At 58.4% G+C, this 26738-nt stretch carries 31 protein-coding genes; 19 read left to right on the top strand and 12 right to left on the bottom strand.

Features of this window, described 5'->3' with window-relative positions:
- Positions 1–25: 25 nt before the first annotated feature.
- The gene (locus DRW39_RS14820; RefSeq protein WP_116107837.1) at positions 26–2137 is read left to right on the top strand and encodes a serine hydrolase; all 2112 of its coding nucleotides are present in this window, start codon (positions 26–28) and stop codon (positions 2135–2137) included.
- Positions 2138–2144: 7 nt separating this feature from the next.
- Here DRW39_RS14820 and DRW39_RS14815 read toward each other — a convergent pair whose 3' ends face one another.
- Positions 2145–2558, bottom strand: a complete 414-nt coding sequence (locus tag DRW39_RS14815) for a lipocalin family protein (protein WP_116107836.1) — start codon at positions 2556–2558, stop codon at positions 2145–2147.
- A 131-nt stretch (positions 2559–2689) separates the two neighbouring features.
- Here DRW39_RS14815 and DRW39_RS14810 point away from each other — a divergent pair, with 131 nt between their 5' ends.
- Positions 2690–3631, top strand: a complete 942-nt coding sequence (locus DRW39_RS14810) for an NADP-dependent oxidoreductase (protein ID WP_198664899.1) — start codon at positions 2690–2692, stop codon at positions 3629–3631.
- A gap of 51 nt (positions 3632–3682) precedes the next feature.
- Here the strand turns inward: DRW39_RS14810 and DRW39_RS14805 are convergent, their stop codons facing one another.
- Complete coding sequence (locus DRW39_RS14805) at positions 3683–4666, bottom strand: pyruvate dehydrogenase complex E1 component subunit beta (protein WP_116107834.1); 984 nt, start codon at positions 4664–4666, stop codon at positions 3683–3685.
- Positions 4667–4850: 184 nt separating this feature from the next.
- Here DRW39_RS14805 and DRW39_RS22290 point away from each other — a divergent pair, with 184 nt between their 5' ends.
- Genes DRW39_RS22290 through mnmD form a run of 3 tightly spaced genes read left to right on the top strand, consistent with a single transcriptional unit; the run spans position 4851 to position 6035 of the window.
- Positions 4851–4994: a hypothetical protein gene (locus DRW39_RS22290; RefSeq protein ID WP_157976136.1), complete on the top strand. Its 144-nt coding sequence runs from the start codon at positions 4851–4853 to the stop codon at positions 4992–4994.
- Between the two features lie 28 nt (positions 4995–5022).
- On the top strand, positions 5023–5355 hold the full coding sequence (gene ytxJ / locus DRW39_RS14800) for a bacillithiol system redox-active protein YtxJ (protein WP_116107833.1): 333 nt from the start codon (positions 5023–5025) through the stop codon (positions 5353–5355).
- Positions 5355–6035, top strand: coding sequence for a tRNA (5-methylaminomethyl-2-thiouridine)(34)-methyltransferase MnmD (mnmD, locus tag DRW39_RS14795; protein ID WP_116107832.1), 681 nt, complete (start codon positions 5355–5357; stop codon positions 6033–6035). The genes ytxJ and mnmD overlap by 1 nt, the downstream gene beginning before the upstream one ends.
- On the opposite strand, the gene DRW39_RS14790 is transcribed toward mnmD, so the two are convergent.
- Positions 5976–6545 carry an AP2 domain-containing protein gene (locus DRW39_RS14790; RefSeq protein ID WP_116107831.1) on the bottom strand — a complete coding sequence of 190 codons (570 nt, stop codon included), beginning with the start codon at positions 6543–6545 and terminating at the stop codon, positions 5976–5978. The genes mnmD and DRW39_RS14790 overlap by 60 nt on opposite strands.
- Before the next feature lie 178 nt (positions 6546–6723).
- Between DRW39_RS14790 and ribD the strand changes: the two genes are divergently transcribed.
- Complete coding sequence (gene ribD, locus DRW39_RS14785; protein ID WP_157976135.1) at positions 6724–7779, top strand: bifunctional diaminohydroxyphosphoribosylaminopyrimidine deaminase/5-amino-6-(5-phosphoribosylamino)uracil reductase RibD; 1056 nt, start codon at positions 6724–6726, stop codon at positions 7777–7779.
- 26 nt (positions 7780–7805) lie between these two features.
- Here the strand turns inward: ribD and rocD are convergent, their stop codons facing one another.
- On the bottom strand, positions 7806–9083 hold the full coding sequence (rocD, locus tag DRW39_RS14780; protein WP_116107829.1) for an ornithine--oxo-acid transaminase: 1278 nt from the start codon (positions 9081–9083) through the stop codon (positions 7806–7808).
- Between the two features lie 22 nt (positions 9084–9105).
- The gene (locus DRW39_RS14775) at positions 9106–10812 is read right to left on the bottom strand and encodes a DUF2207 domain-containing protein (protein ID WP_116107828.1); all 1707 of its coding nucleotides are present in this window, start codon (positions 10810–10812) and stop codon (positions 9106–9108) included.
- Positions 10813–10914: 102 nt separating this feature from the next.
- Between DRW39_RS14775 and DRW39_RS14770 the strand changes: the two genes are divergently transcribed.
- The 4 genes from DRW39_RS14770 to DRW39_RS14755 are packed head-to-tail and all read left to right on the top strand — an operon-like array spanning position 10915 to position 14202.
- Complete coding sequence (locus tag DRW39_RS14770; protein WP_116107827.1) at positions 10915–11790, top strand: alpha/beta hydrolase; 876 nt, start codon at positions 10915–10917, stop codon at positions 11788–11790.
- A gap of 34 nt (positions 11791–11824) precedes the next feature.
- Positions 11825–12778, top strand: coding sequence for a DUF2157 domain-containing protein (locus DRW39_RS14765; protein ID WP_116107826.1), 954 nt, complete (start codon positions 11825–11827; stop codon positions 12776–12778).
- Complete coding sequence (locus tag DRW39_RS14760; protein ID WP_116107825.1) at positions 12759–13670, top strand: DUF4401 domain-containing protein; 912 nt, start codon at positions 12759–12761, stop codon at positions 13668–13670. Before DRW39_RS14765 ends, DRW39_RS14760 begins: the two co-directional genes overlap by 20 nt.
- On the top strand, positions 13663–14202 hold the full coding sequence (locus DRW39_RS14755) for a GDYXXLXY domain-containing protein (RefSeq protein ID WP_157976133.1): 540 nt from the start codon (positions 13663–13665) through the stop codon (positions 14200–14202). Before DRW39_RS14760 ends, DRW39_RS14755 begins: the two co-directional genes overlap by 8 nt.
- Here DRW39_RS14755 and DRW39_RS14750 read toward each other — a convergent pair.
- Positions 14156–14938, bottom strand: coding sequence for a queuosine precursor transporter (locus DRW39_RS14750; protein WP_116107823.1), 783 nt, complete (start codon positions 14936–14938; stop codon positions 14156–14158). The two genes, DRW39_RS14755 and DRW39_RS14750, sit on opposite strands and share 47 nt — an antisense overlap.
- A 76-nt stretch (positions 14939–15014) precedes the next feature.
- On the opposite strand from DRW39_RS14750, the gene DRW39_RS14745 reads away from it, so the two are divergent.
- The 3 genes from DRW39_RS14745 to DRW39_RS14735 are packed head-to-tail and all read left to right on the top strand — an operon-like array spanning position 15015 to position 17321.
- On the top strand, positions 15015–15908 hold the full coding sequence (locus DRW39_RS14745) for a hypothetical protein (RefSeq protein ID WP_116107822.1): 894 nt from the start codon (positions 15015–15017) through the stop codon (positions 15906–15908).
- Positions 15909–15926: 18 nt separating this feature from the next.
- A complete protein-coding gene (locus DRW39_RS14740) occupies positions 15927–16871 on the top strand; it encodes an L-threonylcarbamoyladenylate synthase (RefSeq protein ID WP_198664898.1) in 945 nt (314 codons plus the stop codon).
- A 54-nt stretch (positions 16872–16925) separates the two neighbouring features.
- Positions 16926–17321, top strand: coding sequence for a hypothetical protein (locus tag DRW39_RS14735; RefSeq protein WP_157976132.1), 396 nt, complete (start codon positions 16926–16928; stop codon positions 17319–17321).
- 4 nt (positions 17322–17325) lie between these two features.
- Here DRW39_RS14735 and DRW39_RS14730 read toward each other — a convergent pair whose 3' ends face one another.
- Positions 17326–17583 carry a hypothetical protein gene (locus DRW39_RS14730; RefSeq protein WP_116107820.1) on the bottom strand — a complete coding sequence of 86 codons (258 nt, stop codon included), beginning with the start codon at positions 17581–17583 and terminating at the stop codon, positions 17326–17328.
- Between the two features lie 183 nt (positions 17584–17766).
- Here DRW39_RS14730 and DRW39_RS14725 point away from each other — a divergent pair, with 183 nt between their 5' ends.
- Positions 17767–18486, top strand: a complete 720-nt coding sequence (locus DRW39_RS14725; protein ID WP_116107819.1) for a TIGR00730 family Rossman fold protein — start codon at positions 17767–17769, stop codon at positions 18484–18486.
- On the opposite strand, the gene DRW39_RS14720 is transcribed toward DRW39_RS14725, so the two are convergent.
- From DRW39_RS14720 to thyA, 3 genes are read right to left on the bottom strand one after another with little or no spacing between them, the layout of a single operon-like run.
- The gene (locus DRW39_RS14720) at positions 18483–19865 is read right to left on the bottom strand and encodes a DUF2254 domain-containing protein (protein WP_116107818.1); all 1383 of its coding nucleotides are present in this window, start codon (positions 19863–19865) and stop codon (positions 18483–18485) included. The genes DRW39_RS14725 and DRW39_RS14720 overlap by 4 nt on opposite strands.
- Before the next feature lie 11 nt (positions 19866–19876).
- On the bottom strand, positions 19877–20356 hold the full coding sequence (locus DRW39_RS14715) for a YkgJ family cysteine cluster protein (protein ID WP_116107920.1): 480 nt from the start codon (positions 20354–20356) through the stop codon (positions 19877–19879).
- A gap of 2 nt (positions 20357–20358) precedes the next feature.
- Positions 20359–21264, bottom strand: coding sequence for a thymidylate synthase (thyA, locus tag DRW39_RS14710; protein ID WP_116107817.1), 906 nt, complete (start codon positions 21262–21264; stop codon positions 20359–20361).
- 99 nt (positions 21265–21363) lie between these two features.
- Between thyA and DRW39_RS14705 the strand changes: the two genes are divergently transcribed.
- Together DRW39_RS14705 and DRW39_RS14700 are read left to right on the top strand one after the other, a co-directional pair.
- Positions 21364–22185, top strand: coding sequence for an SDR family NAD(P)-dependent oxidoreductase (locus DRW39_RS14705; protein WP_116107816.1), 822 nt, complete (start codon positions 21364–21366; stop codon positions 22183–22185).
- 62 nt (positions 22186–22247) lie between these two features.
- The gene (locus DRW39_RS14700; RefSeq protein ID WP_232830159.1) at positions 22248–22889 is read left to right on the top strand and encodes a DUF2911 domain-containing protein; all 642 of its coding nucleotides are present in this window, start codon (positions 22248–22250) and stop codon (positions 22887–22889) included.
- A 12-nt stretch (positions 22890–22901) separates the two neighbouring features.
- Here the strand turns inward: DRW39_RS14700 and DRW39_RS14695 are convergent, their stop codons facing one another.
- Positions 22902–23855: a hypothetical protein gene (locus DRW39_RS14695; protein ID WP_116107815.1), complete on the bottom strand. Its 954-nt coding sequence runs from the start codon at positions 23853–23855 to the stop codon at positions 22902–22904.
- Between the two features lie 73 nt (positions 23856–23928).
- On the opposite strand from DRW39_RS14695, the gene DRW39_RS14690 reads away from it, so the two are divergent.
- Both DRW39_RS14690 and DRW39_RS14685 read left to right on the top strand, forming a co-directional pair.
- A complete protein-coding gene (locus tag DRW39_RS14690) occupies positions 23929–24696 on the top strand; it encodes an SDR family NAD(P)-dependent oxidoreductase (protein WP_116107814.1) in 768 nt (255 codons plus the stop codon).
- A gap of 2 nt (positions 24697–24698) precedes the next feature.
- Positions 24699–25127 (top strand): DUF1622 domain-containing protein, encoded by a 429-nt coding sequence (locus DRW39_RS14685; protein WP_116107813.1) that lies wholly within the window; start codon positions 24699–24701, stop codon positions 25125–25127.
- On the opposite strand, the gene DRW39_RS14680 is transcribed toward DRW39_RS14685, so the two are convergent.
- Entirely contained in the window at positions 25128–26291 is a 1164-nt protein-coding gene (locus DRW39_RS14680; protein WP_116107812.1) for a hypothetical protein, read from the bottom strand.
- A gap of 99 nt (positions 26292–26390) precedes the next feature.
- Between DRW39_RS14680 and DRW39_RS14675 the strand changes: the two genes are divergently transcribed.
- Positions 26391–26720: a DUF3140 domain-containing protein gene (locus DRW39_RS14675; RefSeq protein ID WP_116107811.1), complete on the top strand. Its 330-nt coding sequence runs from the start codon at positions 26391–26393 to the stop codon at positions 26718–26720.
- Positions 26721–26738: the final 18 nt, after the last annotated feature.

Below are 26738 nucleotides of genomic sequence, written 5' to 3'. Positions count from 1 at the left end.
GCTATCTTACCGGAAAGTCTTCGACATGCGCTACCTGATTCCGATCCTGCTATTCCTGGGCTGCACCGCCACGGAACAACCCCTGCAAGAAGCCGAGGCGGGGACGGCGGTGGGACCGCGGTATTCCCTCGGCCAGTGGTCCTTTCACCGGGCATTATTCGACGGTGAGATGGACAACTTCGAGTTCATTGCCACCGCCGGGGAGATGGATTTCGCCGGCGTAGAGCTGGTCAACCAATTCTTCGCCGACCGGGCGAACGACCGAGATTTTCTGGATAGCCTGCGCACGGCGGCCGACGAAGCGGGTATCGCCCTCACGATGCTCCTCATCGACGGCGCGGGCAACCTGGCCTCCTCCGATCCCGCCGAACGGGACTCCGCCGTCGCCCGCCATCTGGAGTGGGTAGCGGCAGCCGAGCACCTCGGCATCCGGGACCTGCGGGTCAATGCCCACGGTGACGGCAGCTATGAGGAGGTGTTGGAAGCCGCGACCGATGGGGTCGGTAGGCTGGCGGAAGCCGCCCGGGCCAGCGGCGTCCGCATCCTGGTGGAGAACCACGGCGGGTGGAGCAGCAACGGGGCCTGGCTCACCGAGATGCTCCGGCGCCTTTCCCCCTCCGGGGTCGGCGCGGTGGCCGACTTTGACAACTGGTGCTACCAGCGCGACAACGGCCAGCTGTGGGGCGGAAACTGCACCCAGCGCTACAATCGCTACGAGGGCACGCAGGAGTTGATGCCCTACGCCGGCGGGGTCAGCGTGAAAGCCTTCAACTTCACCGCCGACGGGCAGGAACCGGATATGGACTTCGCGACGCTATTCGACATCATTCGCGGCTCCGGCTACGACGGATACCTCGGCATAGAGTACGAGGGGGATAGCCTGCCGGCCCGGGAAGGCATCGAGAAGACCCGCGCCCTCGCCGAGCAAAGCTGGCCGCGCACCCCGGTCGTAACCGAAGCGGCAGTCGAACGGATCGACAGCACCCTGAGCGGCTTCGTCCGGGACGGCGACATCGCCGGCATATCCGCCCTGATCTATGAAAAGGGCGAAGAGAAGTACTTCGGCGCCTTCGGTGACGCGGACCGCGAACGCGACGTGCCCATGGACCGCAACACCATCGTACAGATCTACAGCATGACCAAGCCGATCACCGGCGTGGCCCTCATGCAACTGTACGAGCAAGGCAAATTTAAATTGGACGATCCCCTCGCGGATCACCTCCCCGAGTTCGCGGATGTCCAGGTCTATGCGGGCGGCGGCAGCGCAGGTAAAATGCAAACCCGGCAACCGGAACGTCCGATAACGGTCCGTGACATTACCCGGCACACCGCTGGCTTCTACAGCGGCGGGGATACGCCCGGCCTGCAGGAAGCCTACGCTGCTGCGGACGTCATGAACTACGAGAATACGCTTACGGAAATGGGCAGTCGGCTCGGTCGCCTTCCCTTGCTATTCGATCCGGGTAGTCAGTGGCATTACGGGCCATCGGTCGATGTCCAGGCTTTGCTGGTGGAGCGGCTATCCGGACAGTCCTTCGACGACTACCTACGCGAGCACGTACTCGATCCCCTGGGCATGAACGACACCCGCTACTTCGTTCCCGAAGCGGACCGCGACCGGCTCTCGGCCGCCTACCTGCGCGACGATGACGGCACGCTCTCCCAGCTCCCGAATGAGGACGCGCACGCATTTAATACCGAGCGGTGGGCGCTGACCCCCGGAGGCTTCGGACTCACCTCCACCCTGGACGATTACATGACCTTCGCCCGGATGCTGCTCAACGAAGGCTCGCTGAACGGAACTACCATTCTTCAACCGGCCACGGTCCGTTTGATGCGCACCAACCAGCTCGCCGATGACGTAAGCGAGCGGCTCTGGCTACCCAGCAAGGGGCAGGTCGGCTTCGGGATCGACTTCGCCGTGCGCCAACGCCCGCCCGCCACGGCGGAAGAAAACCCGGGGGCGGTTGGTGAATTTTTCTGGGACGGCGCCGCCAGCACGGTGTTCTGGGTAGACCCGGCCAATGAGTTAACGGCCGTCCTGTTCGTACAGCTATTTCCCTTCGACCGGGTCGGTCTGCACCACGATTTCCGGCGCGCGGTCTATGGCCCGTTTCGGGGGGTGTCAGCGGAATAGGACCGGCCTACTCCATATTCCCCGCGTCGCTTACCTTCCGGTACCGTTCTCCACAGCCTTCGATGCAGTGAAAACTTAGCTCCAGGGTCTCTCCCTGCAGCTCGAACGGTAACGGCCGCGCGCCCGCACAGTCCGGCGTCAGCGTACCCTCCGCAGTGGAATAGCTGCCGGTAGTTTCTTGATCTGCGGGAATGGCGGGAACGCAGAAGTTCTTATTCGATCGGAAGGTCCCGTCGGGCCGGAATACGAGTACCTTATCCGAAGACACGGGGCGAAAGGTGCCCGACCCGTCTCCCGGATCCGCGTACGATTCCCGGAGCTGCCAGGTACCGACCAGTTCGGGGGAATCTGCCGCCCCGTCTGTGGAGCAGGAAAGGATCGAGAGCAACAGGGTACTGACAAGGAGAATAGCAAGGCGCATAGCTGGATTTACCCGGAAGACGCCCCGCCGCCCTGAATCGTTGGCGGATGCGGCAGTTTACTACGCTTGTCCAGCATCAAAGGGGCCGAACCTTGCCCCCGGCTCCGACATACATCAAGAAACCAGCAAAAATGAAACAGTTACGTTACGACGACTACGGCGGAATTGACAAGATGTACCTCGCGGAGGTCGACAAGCCCGAGCCCGGTGCGGAAGAAATCCTGATTGAAGTAAAAGCGGCCGGCATCAATCCCGTCGACTGGAAGATCCGAAATGCGAAAATGAAAATGGTCGACGGTCACCAATGGCCGCGCCGTATGGGGCTCGAGTTCGCCGGCATCATCCGCCAGGTCGGCGACAAGGTGACCAACTTCGAGCCCGGAGAAGAGGTCTTCGGAGCCATCAGCCTGAAGGAAATGGGTGCCATGGCCGACTTCGTCGTCGTGACCCCCGATCAGATACACGCCAAGCCTCCCTCCATGAGCATGAGTGAGGCGGGCGGTCTGCCCCTCGTCGGAGCAACGGCCTACCAGGCGCTGCACGAGAAAGTCGACATGCGCGGCGTCGATGTCCTGATCAACGGCGGCAGCGGCGGCGTGGGTAACTCCGCCATCCAGTTGGCCCGAATGGATAACGCCAATGTTACCGCGGTGGCCGGCCCCCACCACCAGGACATCATGCGCGAACTCGGTGCCAACCGGACCGTCGATTACGAAACCACCGACGTGACAAAGGAGGACCACCGTTACGATATCATTCTTGACGCTTCCGGCACCTTGCCCTGGTCAGAAGCCAAAGCCCTGCTGAAGAAATACGGCACCTACCTTAATCTGCAGCCTGGCCTGACCAGCTACGTATCCAGCTTCGTCAACAACAAACTGAGCGATAAGAAGCACGTACCGATGCTAACGGACATTACGCATCACAGCCTGCACAAGCTTTACGACCTGGCCGAGGAACACGGCTTTAAGGTGAAGATCGGCCGCGAATACGGCCTCATGGAGTACAAAAAAGCCTTCACCGAACTGGAGAACGGTGAAGGCCCTGCGGGTAAGTGCGTCTTCCTGCCCTAAACGGCCGGACCACGATTACCTATTTGGCTTGAGCCATGCGAGCTGCGACGATTACTGGACGTAAGCGACTTGCTTGACGGCCCGTACGATTTTCTCCGCGTTCGGGAGGAACTCTTCCACGAAGCTGGCGGCGTAGCCCAGGTTTACGTCGGCGGAGTTCACGCGGATGACCGGCGCATCCAGGTAGTCGAAAGCCGACTTCTGGATCTCGTAGGCAATCTCGGAACTTACCCCGGCGAAGGGCCAGCTTTCGTCGATGACGACGCAGCGATTAGTTTTCTTGACGGATTCGACGATGGTCTTGCGGTCCATCGGGCGGATGGTGCGCAGGTCGATCACCTCTGCACTAATGCCCTCTCCTTCGAGGATCTTGGCGGCCTCCATGGTGGGCAGCATCATTTTATTGTAGCTCACCAGGGTTACGTCCGTACCTTCCCGGCGAACGGCGGCTTTGCCGATTTCGACCAGATACTCGCCTTCCGGTACCTCGCCTTCGTAGCCGTATAGCAACTCCGATTCCATCACGCAGACCGGATCGGGGTCACGGATGGCGCTCTTCAGGAGGCCTTTCGCGTCAGCGGGATCGGTGCAGGATACGACCTTTAGGCCGGGCGTGTTGGCCATCCAACTCTCGAAGGTCTGGCTGTGCTGCTGCGCCAACTGACCGGCACTGCCACTCGGGCCGCGGAAGACGATCGGGCAGGAATACTGGCCGGCCGACTGGCTGAGGGTCTTGGCGGCGTTGTTGACGATCTGGTCGAAAGCCAGGATGGCGAAGTTCCAGGTCATGAACTCCACGATCGGCTTGAGGCCGTTCATGGCCGCGCCTACGCCTATACCAGCGAATCCGAGCTCGGCGATGGGCGTGTCGATCACGCGCTCCGGACCGAATTCGTCCAGCATACCCTTGCTGACTTTATAGGCACCATTATACTGGGCGACTTCCTCGCCCATCAGGAAAACGGTGTCGTCACGACGCATTTCTTCGATCATTGCTTCACGCAGGGCGTCTCGGAGGGCTAATTTTCTGGCCATATTCGGTTTTAGTTTGCTAGCAGACCACCCGGAGGTGGGGCGGGCAAAAGTACGCTTTAGCGGCTAATTGCCCTAATGAAGTCAACCCGCTTTCCCCCCGGTGGGTTGTTGGAATAGTTCTGATTCGGTCACGCCGTTCGCTTATTCATCACTGCCCGGCAGTTCCGACATTCTTTCTCTACCTATGAAGCATTTCAAGCGCTCTACTACCCTACTTACCGCAGCCAGCCTGTTGTTACTGAGTTCCTGCAACCGGGGGTACGGTTGCCCGGGCACCAACTTTTCCGTGGAAGAGCTTGTTTCCGGACTAGTAGCGCTGCTCTTTTAGCGCAGTCTAACTCCCCAAGCCGTACCGAATGAACTGGACCCCGATTGACCGTATACACGACATCGAGGCGATTATCGAGCGCAGTCACCGCGTTCCCTGCCTGATACTCAAACACAGCACGACCTGCCCCATCAGCAGCCTGGCCAAGCACCGGCTCGAAAAGCAGTGGGATCTTGACGAAGCGGACCTTGAGCCCTACTACCTGGACTTGCTTCGCCACCGCGACATCAGCAACCACATCGCCTCTACCTTTGCCGTCCGGCACGAATCGCCTCAGGTGTTGCTGATCAAGAATGGAATGAGTGTCTACGATGCCAGCCATCTGGACATCCGCGTAGATGAACTGCGGCAGCCCGCCTAATGCAAGGGGAACTATTTCTTACCAAGGACGGCAGTCATAGCCTGCGGTCCCTGGAAAACCCGGCCCTTACCTATCACAGCACGCACGGTGCCATCAACGAAAGTCGCCACGTATTCGTAGAGGCCGGACTGCGTCGGTTGCTGGATGACGGGAAAACAGAGATTCGTATCCTGGAAATGGGCTTCGGTACCGGCCTGAACGCGTTGCTTACGCTGACTGAGCTTTCTAATTATCCGCACGCTAGCATATACTACGACACGTACGAACTCTTTCCCATCGACGAGGAACAGGCCGGCAAACTCAATTATCCGCAACAATTGGGGATAAACGCCGACACCTTTCAGGCTCTTCATCAAACTGAATTCGGAATAGAAACGCTCATCACCGACCGTTTTCATTTCCGCAAGTACCGGGAAAATTTTCTGGACGTCACACCGTCTCCGGTATACGACCTGATCTACTACGATGCATTCGCGCCGGAAGACCAGCCGGAGCTGTGGACGGCTTCCGCCATGGAGCGGTGTGCAACCTGGCTTAAGCCTGGGGGGGCGCTAGTCACCTACTGCGCTAAGGGGCAATTCAAACGTAACCTGCGGGCGGCGGGCTTTCGGGTGAAGGCACTACCGGGACCCGTCGGAAAGCGAGAGATCACCCTGGCGGATCTTGTTGATCTTGCCTAGCTTGCCGTAAAGCTCCATTGATTTCTTGTTGTAAGCCAGTGCGGCTTCCTCCGCGGTTCCGAACATACCGATATGCACGCTTCGGCGATTGACCGAAATGACGGCGCGGTAGCGATTATTTTCTTTATAAACGCCGGTGTAACCTATTTTGCTGGAGGAACGGCGCTTCCGGCTGGCTACGGAACGACTCCTGTACTCCAGGTTCTCGATCCGGCAATCCAGCTTGCTGCCATTGATCGATCCGACAAGTTTCCGTTCACCGGTTCGCTTGTGGGCTAGGTACCGCTCGGCAATTAACTTATGCAGGTAGATGGTTTCGGTCCGGTAGCCTTTCTTTGCCGTATCGCATTTGAAAGTCTTCTGGAATACCACGCAGCCGGAGGAGTGTAGGCGGAGATTGTTCAAGAAATCCAGTTCTTGTAAATGGGCATCTCGCTGTAGATCCTCGTATACATGGTCGTCCAGGATGGCCGTTTCCGGCGCATTTTTTAAGGGAACTCGGTGTTGCATGAGAATAATGTGTGTTATAGAGCTTGTGACAACTGCAAGAACAAAAAGCGAATTTGGTTGCGATTTTTTATCACAATTTTCTCAAATATAGTACTTATGATAAAATACAACCACTGAAATCAGGTAACAGACTCGATTTTTGATATACCGTGAGTGCCATACTAAAATCAGCATCTTTGTGAAAAATATTGACATTCTTGCCCGGACTGCTCAGTTGGCGCGCCTGGCCGACTCCAAGGTGGCCGACAATCCCCGCGTTGGTGCCGTCCTGCTACACGATGGCCGGATAATCGGAGAAGGCTACCACCACGAGGCCGGCGAGGCACACGCGGAAGTTAACTGCCTGGCCTCCGTGCGCGAGGAGGATAGAAATTTAGTCGCTGATTCTACCCTCTTCGTGAGTCTGGAACCCTGTTGCATAAAGGGTCGAACCCCGGCATGTACCGGGCTTATCCTCAAGGAGCAGATCAGGAAGGTCGTTTTTGCCCAACGCGACACCAGCGACGAGGTGTCCGGTCGAGGTGCCGGCATACTCCGGGAGGCCGGAGTGAGGGTAAAGGAATACCCGGACTTTGCGCCTACCGAGGCCACCAATGCGAACCGATTCATTTTTACCACCGAGCAGCGACCTTACGTTCTGTTGAAATACGCCCAGTCCGTAGACGGCTTCCTGCGCCCCCGGGACCGCGGGAAAAAGTACTGGATCACGAACGATATTTCGCGCCGCCTGGTGCATCGCTGGCGCACCAATACCAACGCTATCATTGTCGGTGCGCGCACCATCATCGAAGACAACCCGAAGCTGAATAGCCGGCTCTTCCCCGGTCCTGACCCCCGCCCGGTGATCATCGATCTGCGCGACCGGCTCACGGGCAAGGAAGCCATCTTTGGTTCAGGACAAAAACCGCTAGTGTTTACCGGTCGCAAACCGGCTAAACTCAAGGCCGAAACCATCGAGATCAAGGATAAGGAACTGAATAAAAAGGCCATGAAAAAGATCATGCGCAAACTCCACGCCCTCAAGTTCGGGCACGTAACCGTGGAGGGTGGAGCCGCCACGCTGACGGCCTTCCTTCAATTCGGTTTCTGGGACGAAGCCTGCATATTCACCGGCACCCCGCGCTTCGGCCGCGGATTGGCCGCGCCCGAGTTGCCCCCTTCCGCCGAACTCATCAGTACGGAGTACATCGGGACCGACCGGCTGGAGCGCTACCGCCACGCTCTAAAGGGTTAGGCTACCTGCGCGACCGACTTCGCCACTTATTTCTCCGGCATATTCCGGACCGCATCCGCGATGATATCGCAGGCCTCCCGGATCTCCGCTTCCGAAATGACCAAGGGCGGCGCAAAACGGATGATGTTCCCGTGGGTAGGTTTGGCAAGCAGTCCCCGATCCGCCAGTTCCAGGCAAAGATTCCAGGCGGCTTCCCCCTCCGGCGAATCATTGATGACCAGCGCGTTCAATAGACCCTTACCCCGGACCAGCTTCAGCCGGTCCGGATATTGGTCCACGAGTTGCTGCATCCGCTCGCGAAATAAGTTACCGAGCTGCCGAGCGTTCTGCGTGAGCTTTTCGTCCCGTACCACTTCCAGCGCTTCGCGGGCAACCGCGCAGGCTACCGGGTTCCCCCCGAAGGTACTGCCGTGCTGACCGGGCCGGATCACCCCCATGATGGCATCGTCGGCCAGCACCGCGGATACCGGATAGGTCCCACCGCTGAGGGCCTTACCCAGTATCAGTACATCCGGACGGGTGTAAGTTTCCTGGCGCTCGCAGTGACCGGCACAGCTGCAATCGCCGCAGATACGCAACAGTGCACCGGTACGACCGATGCCCGTCTGGATCTCGTCGGCTATAAACAGTACGTTGTTGTCCCGGCAGGCTTGCGCCACGTCGGGGATGTAGTTGTCATCGGGAACGAAGACGCCAGCCTCCCCCTGGATCGGCTCAACCAGGACACCGGCGATGGTGGACGGGTCTTTCGCCAGCTGTTGACGTAACGCATCCGTATCTCCATACGGGATAGATTCAAAACCCGGCGTGTACGGGCCGAAGTTGCCGCGTGCGTTGGGGTCGGAGCTGAAACTGATAATCGTAGTCGTTCGACCGTGAAAATTCTGCCCGCAGACGATGATGCGCGCCTGATCCGGAGGAATGCCTTTCACTTCATATCCCCACTTCCGGCAGATCTTGATGGCGGTCTCCACGGCCTCGGCCCCGGTATTCATCGGCAGCACCTTGTCAAACTGAAAGTATTCCGTCAGGTACTGCTCGTAGGGCCCCAGGCGATCATTATAAAAGGCGCGACTGGTCAGGGTAAGCCGCTCCGTTTGCGCCTGCATTACGGACACGATACGGGGATGGCAATGCCCCTGATTTACCGCCGAATAAGCCGACAGAAAGTCAAAGTACTGTTTCCCGTCGGTATCAAATAGATATACGCCGCGCCCTTCACTGAGCACCACCGGCAGGGGATGGTAGTTGTGTGCGCCATGACGATCTTCCAGATCGATGTATTCCTGTGCGGTCATATGCATGATTTGCAACGAAGGTAGAATATTACCATCCACCCGCGCCGCCGCCGCCGACACCGCCCCCTACCGATCCTCCGCCGGCCGATGCCGAACCGGAGGTGCCGGGCGGTGTACTGCTGCTTCCCACTACCCGATTGAAGTTGTCATTGAACCGGTGAGCCTGAAAGGCGCCGGCGCCACTCATCCATACCGGATTATACCCGTGCTGGCTGAGGAGGTCTCCAAAATAATCCGACCACTTGGTGTGGATCCCCAGGGCGATGGCGTAGGGAAGCAAAGCCTCGTAGTGGTCCTTATCCATCTTGGGAGCGTTCAGCAGGCGCTTCCGCTTTTCCTCGGGCAATCCGAGATAGTCACGCAGCGCCTCCAACTCCGTGCGCAGCGCGACAAGTTCGGCGGAGGGTTTCCGAATCAGCCAGGCGTACAGGAAGATCCCGATGCCCCCCAGCGATAAAAATCCGACAAAGGCCGGCAAGGCCCATCCCGTGGTATCCGATTTGAGAAGTAATACAGCGGGAATCAGGGTTGCCGTAAAGATGCCAACCAGGGGCAGCACCTTCCATCCGTTGGTCTGTACCTCGCGTCGCCCCGCATAAGTTTTTTTGACGCGCTCGGCATGCTCGTTGGCGATTTTCTGGAACTGCTTATCGTAGTTTTCTTCCAGCCGTAGTTCCGGCCCGTCAGCAAACAAGCGTTCGTACACGAATAGCTGTTCGGGGGCGAGCGCCGATGTTGGAGGTGCTTCTTCCGACGCACGCAGCACATACGTGTAGCTCGTTGAGAATACCCCGGCCTCTTCCACTTCCTCGATCCGCAGGTAGCCGCGGGTAGCCAGATAGAGAATGCTGGCGGTGAAATTGGGGATTGCGTTCGTATCGAAAGTGGTGTATACGTAGCCGGCAGCGGCTGGGGAGAGATCACCGGGAGGCGCGTAAACGGCTCCAACCGGGGGGCCTTCCGGATCGACACCATATTTCCGCCAACTCTGGTAACCGTACCAAAGCATGCCGATAGCAGCCAGCAGAAATAGCATGACGCTCCCTTCCCCCCGCCACCAGGGCACCGCGACGGATTCCTCAGCCGACATGGAGCCGGGTTTCGGTTCGTCAAAGTATCCGGGAGCGAAGCCCACCGCTACGGATAGCTGTTCACCGTTTCCCAGTTGCCCGGTAGCGGTAAAGGACATCCGTCCGCTATCCGCGGCGGTCATGGTGCAGTTTCCCGCCGCTTCCCGATTGCGGCCGGTGTAACAGCTGCGTTGCACCACTTGCAAATCCGGCGGAAGTTCGACCTCCGCACTGGCCCGCCTTACCGGCAGCGTGACGTCCGGTCCGATAATCTCCACCTGCAATTCATCCAGCTCTCCTTCGCGCACGACGGCCCGATCGATGCGATATCGTATACGGTAACCGTAGGTTCCGGGCCGTAGCATTACGTCCTTCTGCCCGGCGTAAATCGTAGTCGTTCCCCCACTTTTTTTAGTATGATAGTTCTCCTCGCGACCACCCCGCTCTACGGATAGAATACGCAGCGGATGCCGCCGGGAATCGGGTAAGGACCGGGTGATGCCCCGTTTAACCTGGTCCCCCTCGCTGATTACGGTGATGGTCTCCGTAATTTCCACGGACCGATCCGACCGCGGAAGCATGACGGCTCGCCAATCTGAAAATTGCTCCTGCCCCGGAAGGCTCAGGGCAAACAAGAAGAACAGGGAGAGGATAATTGAGCGCAAGGGATAAACTTTGGTAGGGAAAATAGCCTTTTCGTCAGCTTCCCGGAGAGTCCTTTCGACGAAGGTCCCCTACCGGCCCCCGGAGATAGACTATCTTTCGATATGCTGTGGATATTTCTTCTTTTTTCCGGCATGGTCATCCTCTACGCCCTCCTGATCTGGCTACCCAACCGGATCGTACAACCCCGGCGGCGACTGATCAATCTGGACCCCGGTGACCTTGGCTTTAAATTCGAGGAAGCAAACCTGAAGACGGCGGGCGGCCTCCTCCTTTCCTCCTTTTACGTGCCGGCCACCGTACCGCCGCGCGGTAACCTCGTGATGCTGCACGGGAAGGACAGCGCCAAAGAGGCCTACCTGGAATACCTGCCCCAGCTTATCCCCTACGGATACAATGTATTCCTGTTTGATGCCCGCGCCCACGGACGCAGCGGCGGACGGGTCACGACCTTCGGATATCACGAGTGGCGAGATGTCGTCGATGCGGTCCGTTACCTCAAGCATCTTTCGCCCGGTCTGCCCACCGGGGTGTTCGGGCACAGCATGGGCGGAGCGGTGGCCCTGCAGGCGATGGCCCGTACCAGCGAGATCGATTTCGGCATCATCGAGAGCGCCTTCACCCACCTGGGTGACATCACCCACGCTTACGCCTGCCGCGAAACGGGCGTAGCCCTACCCCGCCCCTTCACCGACGCACTCCTCGACCGCGCCGAACGAATCGCCGATTTTCGCCACCGGGATGTAGAGCCCGAGCGGGCCGCCGTCTCGGTCTGGCAACCCGTTCTAGTCGTCCACGGGGAAGCAGACCGCAGCATCGACGCCGATCACGGACGTCGACTCTACGCCGCGCTCGCCTCTACGGACAAGGAACTGTACATCGTACCTGGGGCGGCCCACGACGACCTGACCGAGACCGGTGGCGATACCTACTTCCGCAGGTTGCGCCTGTTCCTGCAGTTGGTTTGCGAGCGTGACTAGTTTCGAAAGCGGAAGGAAAGCGTAATTTAGTGCCATGCACAAAGCGAGTCGCGAAGAAATTCACCTGGTCGCCCGAAACAGCGATTGGCGAACGGAGGATGTCAAGCGAACGCTGGAAACCGATGTTTACGCCTCCGAACGAGATTGGCGCCGGCTGCTCGAATATTTGCTCCTCGGTGCGGGCGCGTCCTTTTTACTGAGCGGCATTTTTTTCTTCTTCGCGTACAACTGGGAGGCCCTTTCCGGACGTACCAAGATCGGTATCGCTCTCGGCACCTTTTTGATAGCCGGTCTTACCGGGTCCTTTGCTCCCCTCCCACGGCTCACCCGCTCGGTAGTACATACTGCGGCCGTCGTGCTGATCGGTGCCGTCCTGGCGGTTCTCGGCCAGGTGTATCAGACCGGCGCCAACGCCTATGATTTTTTCTTTGGCTGGTTGGTGCTCAGCCTACCGTGGGTAGTCTCCGTTCCCTTCGCGCCCCTCTACCTCGTTTTTGTCGGCCTGATCAACGCCGCCTTCATCACCTACACCCAGCAAATCGGTATCGAGCTCTCTTTCCTGGTTACCGGCATGCTCCTCTTCGGCTGTAACCTGATCTGCTGGATGTACCTCTGGTCCCGCTTCCGTACGCGCCCGAGTTTCAACTGGCTGTTGCAGCTGGTCGCCTTCTGGGCGGTCATCGTAGCCACCGTCAACATCAGTGCCGGGGCCTACGACGACTACCCACAGCAGCTGTTCTTTACGGTTCTCTTCGCCGCGCTGGCCTACGCCGGCTGGGTCTTGCTCGCCCTGCGCCAGCGTTCGATCTATTACCTCGCGCTGGTGGGTGGAGGCAGCCTCATCACCCTGAATTTTCTGCTGCTGCGCTGGGCGAATTTTCTCGATAGTTTCCTGCTTGCCGGCCTGCTCATCCTGGGTGGCGTGACCCTGCTGGTCCATTACCTTAACCGACTCAACCGCAGCTGGCGTGGACAGACGAACGATTGATTACCTCCAGGATCGCGCCCGGTCGCCCTTTACGATCCGGGAACCGGAACTGGAGGCGGACGAGCGCCTACGGCAGGGAAACGACAGCGACCAGGCGCTCCGCGTACTCTCCGGGCTGGGCGGTTTTCTGTCCAGTCTGCTGTTCCTCCTGTTCCTGTGGCTCACCAACTTGCTCGAGGAGCCAATCGTCTCCGTAGGCCTGGGTATCGTGCTCATCATCGTCACGATCCTCCTCGGGCGGACGCACAGGGAGGCCTTCCTGGCCACCACGACCGTATGCGGCTACCTGGTGGGCGTTGGCTTGATCATGGTGGGCCTGCCGCCGTCCATCGAAACCGCTTTTCTCGTTATTCCGGTGCTCGTTATCGCGCTGGCTACGGTGGTGTTCACCCGCAACTATTACCTGATCCTTTTGGCCGCCTTGTCCCTGCCCGGTTGCCTGGTATTTCTCCACTTGGTAGAGCAGTCCCCCTGGTGGACCTGGCTGGCACTGTTCGGTTGCGCTGCGATTCTGACAGGGCTCACTTTCTACGAGTACCGGCTGGTAAGCGACCGGCGACTCTCCCCGTTCCGGTCCGGTATCGCCGTGGGATTTATGCTCACCCTTGTCTGGTGCCGCTGGGTCGGTGTTCTCTTTCCGAATGCCGGCGGGATTCCGACCGTCCTGCCGCTCTTCCTGGGCTGCCTGCTGCTGCTGATTCTCAGCTTTCGTAATCAGCACCTGCTGGGTATCGGCCTTGCCATCGCGGGACTGGCCTACTTTACCGTACAGTACTACTACGATCTGCGGTGGGACCTGCTCGGAAAATCGATCAACCTGATGCTGGTGGGCAGTCTTCTGTTGGTAGCCTATTTCGTCCTCCACCGGATAAATGCCCGCAGCCGTGAGTAATTGGCGACGCATACTTCCCTTCCTCGGCGTACTCGCGGTTGTCGCTTACACCATCTGGTTCGTTGCCGACAAGGAACGAATCATCTCACGGGGTGAACTGGCCTTATTCGAACTGGCGCCCGTGGACCCGCGCTCCCTGCTACAGGGTGACTATATGCAGCTGCGGTACCGGATTGATGACGACCTCGTTCGCTCGGAGATACCGCCGCTCGGCTACCTGGTCTTCACTACGGACGACGCTAACGTAGCCCGATTCCAACGAATACAGCCCAACGTCTCCCCCCTAGCGGAAAGAGAACGGATAATACAATTCAGGCGGCGGCGCGCAGGTAGAATGCGCTCCGGAATCGTCAAGCTGGCCGCGGACAGCTACTTTTTTCAGGAAGGCACCGCGGAGCGTTTCGCCCGGGCCCGTTACGGAGGCCTGATGATCGATGAATTCGGTGAGGCCGTATTGGTCGGCCTGTGGGATGAGGATCGACAGCCTATAGCTCCGGCGCTGACCGGTCAATCCCTAGATAGCGGTCAATAAGATCGTGCCCCCAGTAGATAACCGGCGTAAGCAGGACGGCCATGGTAAACTTGAAACCGTACTGGACGGTAGCGACGGCAAGCAGGCGAGACCAGGGCCACGGTTCACTTACGCCCCCAAATAACTGGGGACCTAGCATGAAGGCGATGTAGAGAACTACGAAACTGTCGACCAGCTGACTGACCAGGGTCGACCCCGTAGCGCGGAGCCATAGGCGCGCGTTGCCCGTCCGCTCCCGAATTCGGTGAAAGACGAAAACATCGGTAAGCTGCGCCACGAGAAAGGCCGTGAGGGAGCCGACGATGATGAATAGCCCCTGACCGAAGGTTACCCGGAAGGCCGCCTGATTATCTGGAACACCTTGTACCTGCGCTCCGTCGCGCCACCACTCCGCCGGTTCGAGCTGAATAGCGAGAAAGATCATGAGAAAGGCATAGCCGATGAGGACCACGGTCAAGTAGCTAAGCAGGCGTACGCCCCGTTCGCCGAAGTACTCGTTCAGCAGGTCGGTGATCACGAAGACAACCGGCCACAGGAGTACGCCGGCGCTGAATTGCAGGGCCCCCTCTTCCCCAAAAAGATTGAGCTTCCAGGGTTCCAGACCGAGGGTGGTTTCCAGGGCGAATATCTTCACCCCGATCAGTTCGGCCACCAGCGCGTTGGCCACGAAGAATCCGGCCAGATAGATGAAAAGCCGGTTTGGGCGGCTATGGACAACGTCCCGGAGAGCTTTCAAAGGATTACTGGAATTGGTGCCACTGACAAACGCCGGAGGGCTAACTTACCGTCCATTACGGTACACCCCACCCTGCATGCGCATTTCTCTGTGGCTTTTTCTGGTTATTTCGGCTTGTACCTTGCCGGCTCAAAATTATGAAGATCGCATCAACCCCCTGGTCGGTATAGGCGACACCAGCCAGACGCACCAGGTCATACTCCGCGACTACACCCGCCTGCGGGGTACGGTGATGAGCATAACTCCGGACAGCCTGTACCTTCTCATGGCCACCGTCCCCGAACCCGTGGCCATTCCCACCGATGAGCTTCGCCACCTGGGCCTCTACGTTCCCGAGCAGTCATTGCCATTTCGGGATACACGCTCATCCGTTGCTATCCGCGATCTCGACGATCTCACCTATCTCCGTACGGCGCTTCCTTATTCAAGCGATCGGCGATTCAAATCGGTCATGCTGATCTACAACTCCATCGACTGGAGCCTCAACGATCACTTCCAGATCGGTACCGGACTGGCCGGGCCGCTGGGCATCCTGTTCAGCCAACGCTACCGCACCTCGCTGAATGACTACCTGCACATCGGGGTGAGCAACGAATTTCTGATCGTGCCGATCGCCGCCGCTGCGGGGGAGGAATTTCCGGTAGTTGGCGACCTGACCTCGATGCTTACCGTAGGGAGTGCCTCCCAGTTTTTTCACGCCGGCGTCGGTATGTTCTACGGCGGTGGCGGAGGATCGATCATGAACTTCCGCGTAGGTACGGGCGTGCGGGTAAGCCGCCGGTTGCACCTCTACGGAGAAATGCTAGGGTACTTCGACAAATTTGACGGTCTGGGCATCCTGCCATCGCTGAACGTGTCCGTCGCCAAGCGGAGGCACCGCTGGTCGTACGGCGTCATGGGGGTCTTTCTCGATGCGGAAAGCGTATTTGCCGCCCCGATTCCCTACATCAGCTATACCGTCTACCATTAGCACGCTAGCTTTGCGGCCGTGCAAGCGATTATCGGAACGGACCCGGCGGAAGCCGCCCAACGCCTCAGCCGCGGTGAACTCGTGGCACTACCGACCGAAACGGTATATGGCCTGGGCGGCCACGCCCTGAATCTACGGGCCGTCACCAATATCTTTCGCGCCAAGAACCGCCCCAGCTTCGATCCGCTAATTCTGCATCAATCGGACACGGACCGCATCTTTCGTTACGCCCGCCGCGTACCCGAGGGAGCCCGTGCGCTGGCGGAGGCCTGCTGGCCGGGACCACTTACCCTGGTGTTAGAGCGCCAACCTACCGTACCCGACCTGGTTACCGCCGGCCTGGGGACCGTTGCGCTGCGGGTACCGGACCACCCCCTGACGCGCGATGTGCTATCCCGCGTCGACTTCCCCGTAGCCGCGCCAAGTGCCAATCCCTTTGGTTACGTCAGCCCCGTGACCGCGCGGCACGTAGCCGACCAACTGGGTGACCGGATCGATTACATCCTGGACGGTGGCGCGTGCCGCGTGGGCTTAGAAAGTACCATCGTCACCTTTGACGGGAACGGCCAACCGATCGTCCTACGAAAAGGAGGCACGCCCGTCGAGCAGCTGGAGGACATTCTGCAGCAATCGGTCAGCGTACGGACCCATGGCAGTAGCCGACCGGAAGCCCCGGGCATGCTATCGCGGCACTATTCTCCCGGCGTACCGCTTACACTGGTTGAGCGAGCGGACGGGTCAGGTACCGCCGAGCACGCCATAGTACGGTTTGGATCTCCGGCACGCAACGCATACGAGTACAGTCTTTCGGAGAATGGCCAGCTGGAGGAGGCTGCTCACCGGCTGTTTGTCACCCTGCGCTCACTCGCGGACGCGGGATACCGGGAAGCTACCGTTGAAATGGTACCGGAAAACGGCCTGGGTCTGGCCATCAATGACCGTCTACGCCGGGCGGCACGGTAGCCGGTTTAACAATCCACCCTTTGCTGCGTTTTGGGAAATGCAACCCCCCTGACTATGCGTATTTTTTCAGCCCTGCTGCTGTTTTTACTGTGTGCCTGTGGCTCCGAACCGGAACTGACCGAGGAGCAAGTTTCCGCCCTGGAGGGACGCTGGGAACTCGTCGAGGCCCGCCGGGACAACGTCAAAACCGGCGTACTCGCCGGGCTTTACTTCGCTTTTGGTGAGGATGGCCGCTTCGAAACGAACCTGATGGCCGAGGATGCCCAAACGGGTACCTACGAGCGAACCGAGGAGGAGATCACCACGACGGGCGTAACGCCGGCGATGACCTACGAGATCGTCGCGCTGGAGGGGGACCGCCTACTTTTGCGTTCCCACTTCCAGGGCTTCCTGTTCGATTTCGATCTACAGCGGGGCCGGCCCGATTCGGAAGGACCGCCCTCCAAATAGATGATTACCGCAGAAAGAAATGCTGGAGATCACCGACGGTTTCAATCTGGCCGGCTTCTTCCTCCGTGAGGTAGTATTCTAATTTGCTCTCCAACCCGGCCACGAGCAGCTCGATGTCCATCGCGTCAAGAAAGAGGTCTTCGCGCAGCCTGGTGAAGGAATGCAGGCGGTGGTCCGGCGTGCGGAGCTCACTACTGAGCTTATGCATTAAGGCGGCGGTGCGATTTTGGTTGGGCAGAGCCCGGATGGCAGAAGCGTTCATAGGTTTCATTTGGCCGTGTCGTGGCTCTTGGGTAGTTAAGCGAATATTCGCTGGAAAGAACGTAAGGGAGTCTACAAGCGTTGCCTGAACCCTAAAATTTCTTCCAATTCAAACCGTTAAGTGTCTTCAGGCATTCCCTTCGGGCAAATGGGTTGTCCCTGATGCCGATAATCGAATAGTATTATGAGTGATTTTACCGGGCTTGAACGTCATGCCCCCCGCCGATGGAATACGGAACCCTTCGGTGAAAACAGCTGGACCATGTTTAAGGTCATCAGCGAATTCGTGGAAGGTTTTGAAGTGATGAATCGTATCGGGCCGTGCGTGAGCATCTTCGGTTCCGCCCGTACCAAGCCCGACCATAAGTATTACAAACTTGCCTCCGAGATCGGTCGGCTCCTCGTACGCGAAGGCTACGGCATCATCACCGGTGGTGGGCCCGGCATCATGGAAGCCGGCAATAAAGGCGCCCACGACAGCAAAGGGGCCAGCATCGGCCTGAACATCGACCTCCCCTTCGAGCAGAGCAGCAATGCCTACGTCGACCACGATAAGGACATCGACTTTCGCTATTTTTTCGTCCGCAAGGTGATGTTCGTGAAGTACGCCCAGGCTTTCGTCTGCTGCCCGGGAGGCTTCGGAACGATGGACGAGCTCTTCGAGGTCCTCACGCTCATCCAAACCAAAAAGATTTCCCCGGTACCGGTGATCCTCGTCGGGACCGAATACTGGTCCGGCCTGCGCGACTGGATCTTCAACACCATGTCGGAACGGGAGAAGACCATCAGCCCGGAGGATATGGACCTGATTCCCATTGTCGATAGCCCGGAGGACGTGCTGTCCATCATTCAGGAATTTTACGACGAGAAAGGCGGTCGGCTGGAGCCTAATTACAAGCTTTAACTTGCCGCCCCGGCCGATTCCGGTTCGGCTTCGAAGATATTCTTGTTTTCGAGCAGGCGGGTCGCGTGCTTGACGGAGCGGCGGTGCAGGAAGATATCCCTCACTATCTGCTTACGGTCGTGCGGGTTGCGGATGTGACGCCGGGCGTCCCGCAGCAGCGCGGCGATCTCGCCTTGAATAAACAATCGGTAGCTAAGTCCGCCGGCGGCCAATTCCAACAGGTGGTAAAGCATCTGAAAGAGCCGGCGCATGACCAGCGGATCTAATTTGGCGTAGCAGCGCATCTCCGACATCAGGGTCTGTAACACTTCCTGGTAGCTGTGCCTGGCGAACCAGACCTCGCCCCCCTCTTCCCTTCGGTAGTAATTGTACAGAGGGACCTCCATCAGCTTGGCGAGGATCTCCGTCTGCCGGTCGATGACCATCAGGGCGGTACCCGGGTCGTTAATGCCGGGTGACAGGGCCTTCAGCGCGATTTCGGTGAGCTGTTTAAGGTTCGGCAAATACCAATCGTCAAACTGACTCCGAATGGGTTCCACCGCCGATAGGACCTGCTCCACCTTGTCTTCGTCGAGCATTTGTTCCGACTGCATCAGGGGGAGGCCCTTGGGTACGTACTGCCCCTTACTGACGCCGATGTAAAAACGGGTGGCGCTCTCCTGCGCGAGCTTAGCCAGCGTGTCGTGGTCGACCGAACCGACGTAACCACTTATGGGAGAAGGCACGACGTACCATTCCCCGACGTTCTCCGGCACGCCCTGCTCCGCGTACCCCTGTTCCAATAGGGCGCTCTGGAGCTCCAAACTGTCCATCGCTTCCTTCGCGGTCGCGTTGACGATGCTGTCTACCTGGATTCGCTTGGTGATGGCCGTGACGAAGTAGACAAATAAACAAAGGCAGACAATGCCGAAGAAAACGCAGATGAGGATCGAGAAATTCGGGATCTTGTAATCGTCGCTACTCCGGATGGACAGAAGCACCGCGATATTCAGCACGATGGTGGCCAAGTTCAGGCCCATGACGAACTGCAGCGAACGATCCCCGGTCAATTTGGGCAGCAGTCGCGGGCTGTAGCTATTGGCCACCTGGTTGAGCAGAATCATGATCTGCGAGAAGGTGAAAACGGTCAGGGTGATGAGTCCGCCAATAAACATCCCGAGGATGGTCCGGGCGGTGTCCTGGCTCGTGATGGCCAGGGCGGGGAAGGTCTCCGAGGTCCAGTCACTGATCGTCGTGTTGTTCTCTAACCAGAAGAAGATGTAGCCGAACACCACGGCGGTAAAGATCATCGGCACCGGCAGGAACGCCACGCTGCGTACGGCTTCCTTACCGTAGTTCTCGAGGATGCGGTACAGCTTCTTAATACCGGGGTATTTCACGGACGGTTCCTTTAGTTTTCCCGCAGCGAACGGAGTATTCGCGCGACGGCGGGGCACACCAATGTGTTCCTCAGCGTCAACGGAAGGATGGGCAACATGTTTTTGCGGTCGGTGTGCGGATATTCCCGGCAGGCACGGGGCCGCGCTTCGTATACGCTGCAGTAATTATCGTCGCCCAGAAAAGGGCAGGGCGCCTGGTTAAGGACGTAATCACCCTCGTTATCCATATGGAGGTGACGGTCTACCAATTCCGCAGGACGAATCCCGAGATGACGGGCCAGCCGGTCGATATCGATGTCGCGAAATATCGGGCTGGTGGTTTTGCAGCAATTGGCGCAATCCAGGCAGTCAATGCGGCTGAACGCCTCCTCGTGCTCTCCGTGGAATTGCTCGTCCAGATCCCGTGGCGGACGGGCCTTGGTACGGGCTACCCATTTCTTGTTGGCCTTGTACTCGTGGCCGGCCCGTTCCATTTCCTTGGCTACGTCCATGCTTAAACGGCGATCGGAGCGCGGATCGCCGGCCATGGGTCGTAGTCCAGCAATTCGATATCGTCGTACTCCATGTCGAACATGGAAGGGGCGCGGTCCGCGAAGTGCAGCCGCGGCAGCGACCGGGGTTCCCGGCTACGTTGCAGCTTTGCCTGCTCCAGGTGATTCAGGTAGAGGTGGGCGTCCCCGAGGGTATGGACGAAATCACCAACCTTGAGATCGCACTCCCGTGCCACCAAATGGGTGAGCAGGGCATAGCTGGCGATATTGAACGGAACGCCCAGGAAGACATCGGCCGAACGCTGGTACATTTGGCAGCTTAGCCGGCCTTCGGCGACGTAAAACTGGAATAGCGTATGACAGGGGGGAAGTCCCGACTTAACCATTTCGGGTATCTCGGCAGGGTTCCAGGCGGTCACGATGTGGCGGCGACTATCCGGCTTACGGCGAATGTCCTCGACGACATTCCTTAGCTGGTCGACGCCGTTGAAGTTGCGCCACTGGCGTCCGTATACCGGGCCGAGCTCGCCCCACTCCCCGGCAAATGAAGCGTCCGCTTCAATACGTTTTGTGAAGGTTTTCATGGCCTCCTTCCATTCCGGGCTGTGCTTCGGCAAACTATCGGCCTGACCGGTTTCCTCCAGGTAGTGCTGGAACGGCCACTCGTTCCAGATACGCACTCCGTTCTGTACGAGATAGCGGATATTCGTATCGCCACGGATGAACCACAGCAATTCGTGAACGACGCTCTTCCAGTGTACCTTTTTCGTAGTCAGCAGCGGGAAACCGGCCGTCAGGTCGTATCGCGTCTGGTGGCCAAAGACCGATAGGGTGCCGGTCCCGGTCCGGTCGCCCTTCCGGATTCCGTCGCGCAAAATGTGATCCAGAAGATTGAGATATGCCTGCATGTCTGAACGATTGTGCCTTCACCCCGCCGATTGGGGGCGAAAGGTAAAACTATCGTGACGGATTCGCTCTTTAGAGACAAGTTTGTAAATCGACTTATTATGGAGGCCAACTTATTTTCCGGTAAAACGGCTATCGTGACGGGCGCGGCGACGGGCATCGGTCTAGCGATCGCCGAGTACCTGATCGAAAGGGGCGCCACGGTGGTGGTCAATGACCTGGACGCGGAGCGCACCGAAAAGGAAGTCCGCCGCCTCAACGATCTCGGCCGCGGCAAGGCCCTCACCTGTGCCGGCGATGCGAGTCGGGTCGACTTCGTGCGCGACATGGTTGACTATGCCGCCGGCCTCGCGGGAACCCGATTGGAGATGATCGTCGCGAACGCCGGCCTGACCGAGTTCGGAGACTTTTTAGACTTTACCGAGGAAAGCTTCGATAAGGTAACCTCCCTGAATCTGAAGGGAACGTTCTTCCTCACCCAGGCGGCGGCCCGGCATTTTCGGGATGCGGGTACCGGAGGGCGCATCGTACTGATCGGCTCCACGGTGGGCAATCGGGCCTACCCCAACCTGGTGGCCTACGGTATGTCGAAGGCGGCCATTGCCATGCTGGCGGAACAACTCACCCTGGATTTATCCCCCCACGGTATTACCGTGAATACCGTTTCCCCCGGAGCGACCCTCACCGAGCGCACGGAAGAGGAAGAACCGGATTACGCTGGCGTCTGGGCACAACTGAACCCGGACGGTCGCGTAGGGCTTCCGCGGGACGTCGCGGCGGCGGTCGGCTTTTTTCTCGGACCGGGAGCCGAGCACATTACCGGGCAGCAGATACTCGTGGATGGCGGATGGGCCAACTATTCCGCTTCGCCCTTTTTCGTCGACACCCTCCTGGCGGCGGAATCGAAAAAAGCGGATGTCTAGTTTCACCTTTTGTAGGTTTGCACGTTCAACAGACTGAACTACCTCACTAATTCGAATCTACTATGCATCGCAAGACTTTTTACGGCTTTTTGCTCTGCGCCCTCGTCCTCGCTTTCGGTTGTAACACGCCCTCTAATGGTTCCACCGAAGAGACGACGGATAACACGCCGACTTCCGAATCCGGTATGGAAACCGGAGGCAGCAGCATGCAGGGCAACGACCAATACACCGTCTCCATGCTGGATACGACGATCAAGAGCCCCCGCAAGGAACTCAAGGGAACGATCGACGGAGTTGACGTGACCATAAACTACGGCAGCCCCGCAGTCAACGAGCGCACCATCTACGGCGACCTGGTTCCCTACGGACAAGTATGGCGCACCGGTGCCAATGAGGCCACGCGGATCACCTTTTCCGAAGACGTTACCATCGGCGAGGAAAATAGTCTGGTTCCCGCCGGTACCTACTCCCTCTTTACCCTGCCGGCCGATAAAAACGACTGGACGATCATCCTGAACAAAACGGCCGATCAGTGGGGTGCCTACGATTACTCCGAAGACGACGACCTGATCCGGGTGAAAGGGATGTCCGAACCGGCCTCCTCCCCCGCCGAGCGAATGGATTTCGCTCTGGACGGCCAGTCGGTCGAACTCATGTGGTCGGACCTCGTCGTCAGCTTCCCGGTAATGGCGGCCGCCCGCTAACCTACTGTTGGTTTACCGCCCGGAGCCGCCGCCCCCCGGTTTGTTGCCCCGGCCGAAAATATCGCGCCCCTCGCTTGGTCTAGGTACCTCGCGGGGGGCTTCTTCGTATTTATGGTCGAAGACTTGCTCGTTTTCCCGCCAGTGCCCGGTTTGGTCTATCTCGAGGAGGTGATAGCTTCCGTCCGGGACTTGCACCGGTCCCTCACCGTTGCTCCCCGGCATCATGATCAGGTTTTCATAGATCAATCCCCCCAGTTCATCGTCCTCCCGTAGGGCAACAGTAGCCTCCGCGGCGTACTCCAGGATAATCCGGGCGCGGTCAGCCAGTAGCAGTCCGGAATCGGTGTAGGTAGTGAAGACGGGTAGTCCGAACTTCGGCCTTCCCTCCTCGTCGAAGTACAGCACATCCAGCACCTTGCGGCGGCGATAGGTGCTGTAACTATCATAACCCAGCACGAAGTAATACGGACGCCCTTCATAAGTGTCGCCGGGTAAAATGTCATAGACCGCGTATCCCAGCCAGTTGTCCGCGCCAACCAATGCATTCTCCGGGTTTTCCAACCAGTCATCCCCACGATCGACCAGGGGAATCAATTGCAGGTCCTTTGCGTTCCGTTGTATCGCCCCGTAATGACGGTATTGCTCGCGATCGACGTTTAGCTCCCAGGTAAAGATCCGGAATGTGCTGTCGGGGGCATACTGGATAGACAGGCCGGGGACATCCCCGAAAGCGTAGTCGAAGGAGTGAGGACGGTCGAGTGTTTGGACCAGCTGCTTGATCAGATCACGCGTAGCTTCGAACCGCTGGCCTTGGGCGCTATCGGTATAGACCCGCTTCACCAAAGTAGCCATGCGCTCCTTTCCCTCCTGCATCTCGACATGGTCGGCGTCCGACAGGCCCTGGGCCCTGACCAGCGAGGAGAAAAGAAATAAGGAACAGAGAAAGAACAGCTTTGAAAAGTCCATAGGTAGTCGGTAAATCCACTATAAGACGCCTCAGGCAACCGGAAAGTATGACCTGACCGGCTACATTTGCATAATGATAACAGTCGACTTTTCTAAGCGTACGGCTCTGGTCACTGGAAGCAGCCGCGGAGTAGGTCGGGCGACGGCCAAGCTACTGGCCGAGGCCGGCGCAAGGGTATGCGTTCATTACCGCAACGGACAATCCGAGGCGGAAGACGTGGTGGCTTCATTGAACGGTACGGGACATGCTGTTTTACAGGCCGACTTGGCAGACCCCCAATCGGCCCGAGATCTCGTGGACCGGGCGGTTCAGAAGCTGGGCTCCGTCAACTTGCTCGTCAATAACGCGGGAGTATTCCTCCCCCACCCCGTCGACGGCAGCCAGGACTTTGAAGAATGGCTGAGCATATTTACGCGAACCCTCAACACCAACCTGATCGGCCCCGCAGCGGCCGCCTACCAGGCAATTCAGCATATGCGTGAGCAAGGCGGTGGAACGATCGTGAACGTGGGCAGCCGGGGTGCTTACCGCGGCGAAGCCGGCCAGATCGGGTACGGCGCCGCCAAGGCGGGGCTACACAGCCTGAGTCAGTCGCTTGCCCAGGAGGTGGGGAAAGACAACATCACCGTACACGCCGTGGCACCCGGCTTCATTGAGACCGCGATGGCCCGGCCGCATCTACAGGGCGAGGCTGGAAAAGCGGTGAAAGCGCAAAGCCCGCTCAACCGGGTGGCAACGGTGGAAGAGGTGGCCCGGGCGATCCTGTACCTGGCCAGTCCGGAAGCCAAATTCACTACCGGGTCGGTACTTGATTTGAACGGTGCCAGCTACCTTCACTAATTATGGACGATACGGGCTGGTACGACATTTCGGAAACCTTCATCTACCACTTTGCCGAGTGGATCAAGCTCGGGGTGGAACTCTGTGGCGTGCTGGTCATCGCCTGGGGAGTGGTTGCATCGCTCTGGCTCTATGCTTCGCGCATCTTTACGCGAAAGGAGCAGGACTTCGTAGCCCTTCGCCTCACGCTGGCTCGCTACCTCATCGTAGCCCTGGAGTTTCAACTTGCGGCGGATATCATCAGCACGGCAATTGCGCCAGACTGGGATCAGATTGGCAAATTAGCCTCGATTGCTACCATTCGGACGGTCCTCAATTATTTCCTGGAGCGGGAAATCGACGAAGAGGTTGAGGCGGTCAGGAGCGGAGACCGGGAAACCTTCGAATCACGCATGGACAAAGCAAAGGATGCACCGACCGACGGAATCTGATCAAGCTGTCGCCTCAATGTAGCTGCTGTCAACGGGCTCCTGAACGGCCACTCGCCACTGCCTGCCGGAAAGCTGCATGGCACGGAATCGCGTCGTAGCGCGCGAGCTGTAATAGATCCATTCTTCCACCGGCCTTTCCCCGTGGCCCGCTTTGAGAACGCCCCGATTTTGGGACAAGACATGATATCGTTCGTCGCCGTTGCGCAGCGATGGGGGCGCGTCCGCTGCATCGAACCCCAGCATTTCCCGCTCCTCCGCGTCCAGAGGCCGTTCTTCAAAGTACACCCACTGATTTCCGTCCGGATAAGTGTAGAACTGCCGGACGGGTCCGGTAGCTAAGGGGCTGGCCTGCAGGACCTTTGAAACTTCGCGGTCGGGGACGTCGGTCCACTCGATGACTTCGGCACCGGTCAGGCGGTAGGGGGCGTCCCGCACCTGAAAGGCAGCTCCAATGGGGGCGTGGCAAAGCGCGAAATCATAACTCAGGTGATCGGCGTGCTCCTGGTGGTCGGAACTGGCGGGTGCTGCCGGTATGGGTGTCGGCGTCGGCGGGATGGGCTTGGATTGCACTTCCCTTCCTACTTCTTCCATTTCCCGCTGCATTTCCTCCGGGATGAATTTTTTCAGGAAACCAAGGTCAGGCATCTCGAATTGCTCCTCGACGGGAACGTCAACTATATCAAGGTATTCTTCAATCGCGCGTTCCACTTCTTCACCCAATGCTTTATCGGGAATCCCCCCCATCAACTTGACCTCCCGTTTATCCCGGGCGCGAAGTTTGAGCGCGTACAGCTGGGTCGTTTTGTTGCCTGACTTAACACTTCCGCTTCGTTTTAAGTACAGTTGCTTCACTTCCCGGGAAATGACGACCTGGTTTCTACTCAGACTGGGCAACGGGCCATGGGATACGGTCAACTGCTGGCTATTCACGGAGATGACCGTGCGATTCAGGAAGAGACAAAGTCCATAGTAGGCAACCAATAGGCCAATCAGCAGATGAACGCTGATGTATAGCCCAGCTCCGAAGAACAGGAACAGCAATAGAATACCGTTCCAGATGGCGGCGAAAAATAATAGGCCGTAGGCCGTGGAGGTACGCCAGCGGTAAGTGATGTTTAACCGATTGCCCTGACGCTCGATCTCCAGATTCTCCTGTTTTAACATGGGATTGAATATAGCACGCACGAAGTATTCCCCCTACGTTTATGCCTTCCGAACCTGCCGTGTTACGTCTGACATATAGGAATAGCAAATACCGCGATCATGGCCGATAAGTCGGAAGACCAGATTTACGATGAATTCTACGACGCCGTCAACATGGCACCCAAGGAGCTGGAAGAATGGTTGGACACCGAAGCATCCAAATCCGTCGGTGACGATAAATCGGGAGAAAGTACCGGTCACAAAAGCGGGAAGAAGATCGTTAAGATCAAGCGTAAAAAGAAGGATGACCTAACCCGGGGCGACTACGATCATATGCAAAAAGTCGTCAGTTACGTACATCGTCACCTGGCCCAGAGACCAGACGGTGACGCGGCCGGTACCGATTGGGCCTACAGCCTGAAGAATTGGGGACACGATCCCACCAAATGACCTTGCCCCTCCACCATT

This window comes from Lewinella sp. IMCC34191 (assembly GCF_003390935.1).
GTDB lineage: Bacteria > Bacteroidota > Bacteroidia > Chitinophagales > Saprospiraceae > Neolewinella.
The sequence above is the reverse complement of the archived record's forward strand: the minus strand, read 5'-3'. Positions and strand labels throughout refer to the sequence as shown.

Coding starts and splice junctions, on each gene's coding strand:
- DRW39_RS14820 (WP_116107837.1), top strand. CDS start 26: ATGCGCTACCTGATTCCGATCCTGCTATTCCTGGGCTGCACCGCCACG.
- DRW39_RS14815 (WP_116107836.1), bottom strand. CDS start 2,558: ATGCGCCTTGCTATTCTCCTTGTCAGTACCCTGTTGCTCTCGATCCTT.
- DRW39_RS14810 (WP_198664899.1), top strand. CDS start 2,690: ATGAAACAGTTACGTTACGACGACTACGGCGGAATTGACAAGATGTAC.
- DRW39_RS14805 (WP_116107834.1), bottom strand. CDS start 4,666: ATGGCCAGAAAATTAGCCCTCCGAGACGCCCTGCGTGAAGCAATGATC.
- DRW39_RS22290 (WP_157976136.1), top strand. CDS start 4,851: ATGAAGCATTTCAAGCGCTCTACTACCCTACTTACCGCAGCCAGCCTG.
- ytxJ (WP_116107833.1), top strand. CDS start 5,023: ATGAACTGGACCCCGATTGACCGTATACACGACATCGAGGCGATTATC.
- mnmD (WP_116107832.1), top strand. CDS start 5,355: ATGCAAGGGGAACTATTTCTTACCAAGGACGGCAGTCATAGCCTGCGG.
- DRW39_RS14790 (WP_116107831.1), bottom strand. CDS start 6,545: ATGCAACACCGAGTTCCCTTAAAAAATGCGCCGGAAACGGCCATCCTG.
- rocD (WP_116107829.1), bottom strand. CDS start 9,083: ATGCATATGACCGCACAGGAATACATCGATCTGGAAGATCGTCATGGC.
- DRW39_RS14770 (WP_116107827.1), top strand. CDS start 10,915: ATGCTGTGGATATTTCTTCTTTTTTCCGGCATGGTCATCCTCTACGCC.
- DRW39_RS14765 (WP_116107826.1), top strand. CDS start 11,825: ATGCACAAAGCGAGTCGCGAAGAAATTCACCTGGTCGCCCGAAACAGC.
- DRW39_RS14745 (WP_116107822.1), top strand. CDS start 15,015: ATGCGCATTTCTCTGTGGCTTTTTCTGGTTATTTCGGCTTGTACCTTG.
- DRW39_RS14735 (WP_157976132.1), top strand. CDS start 16,926: ATGCGTATTTTTTCAGCCCTGCTGCTGTTTTTACTGTGTGCCTGTGGC.
- DRW39_RS14730 (WP_116107820.1), bottom strand. CDS start 17,583: ATGAACGCTTCTGCCATCCGGGCTCTGCCCAACCAAAATCGCACCGCC.
- DRW39_RS14725 (WP_116107819.1), top strand. CDS start 17,767: ATGAGTGATTTTACCGGGCTTGAACGTCATGCCCCCCGCCGATGGAAT.
- DRW39_RS14715 (WP_116107920.1), bottom strand. CDS start 20,356: ATGGACGTAGCCAAGGAAATGGAACGGGCCGGCCACGAGTACAAGGCC.
- thyA (WP_116107817.1), bottom strand. CDS start 21,264: ATGCAGGCATATCTCAATCTTCTGGATCACATTTTGCGCGACGGAATC.
- DRW39_RS14705 (WP_116107816.1), top strand. CDS start 21,364: ATGGAGGCCAACTTATTTTCCGGTAAAACGGCTATCGTGACGGGCGCG.
- DRW39_RS14700 (WP_232830159.1), top strand. CDS start 22,248: ATGCATCGCAAGACTTTTTACGGCTTTTTGCTCTGCGCCCTCGTCCTC.
- DRW39_RS14695 (WP_116107815.1), bottom strand. CDS start 23,855: ATGGACTTTTCAAAGCTGTTCTTTCTCTGTTCCTTATTTCTTTTCTCC.
- DRW39_RS14690 (WP_116107814.1), top strand. CDS start 23,929: ATGATAACAGTCGACTTTTCTAAGCGTACGGCTCTGGTCACTGGAAGC.
- DRW39_RS14685 (WP_116107813.1), top strand. CDS start 24,699: ATGGACGATACGGGCTGGTACGACATTTCGGAAACCTTCATCTACCAC.
- DRW39_RS14680 (WP_116107812.1), bottom strand. CDS start 26,291: ATGTTAAAACAGGAGAATCTGGAGATCGAGCGTCAGGGCAATCGGTTA.
- DRW39_RS14675 (WP_116107811.1), top strand. CDS start 26,391: ATGGCCGATAAGTCGGAAGACCAGATTTACGATGAATTCTACGACGCC.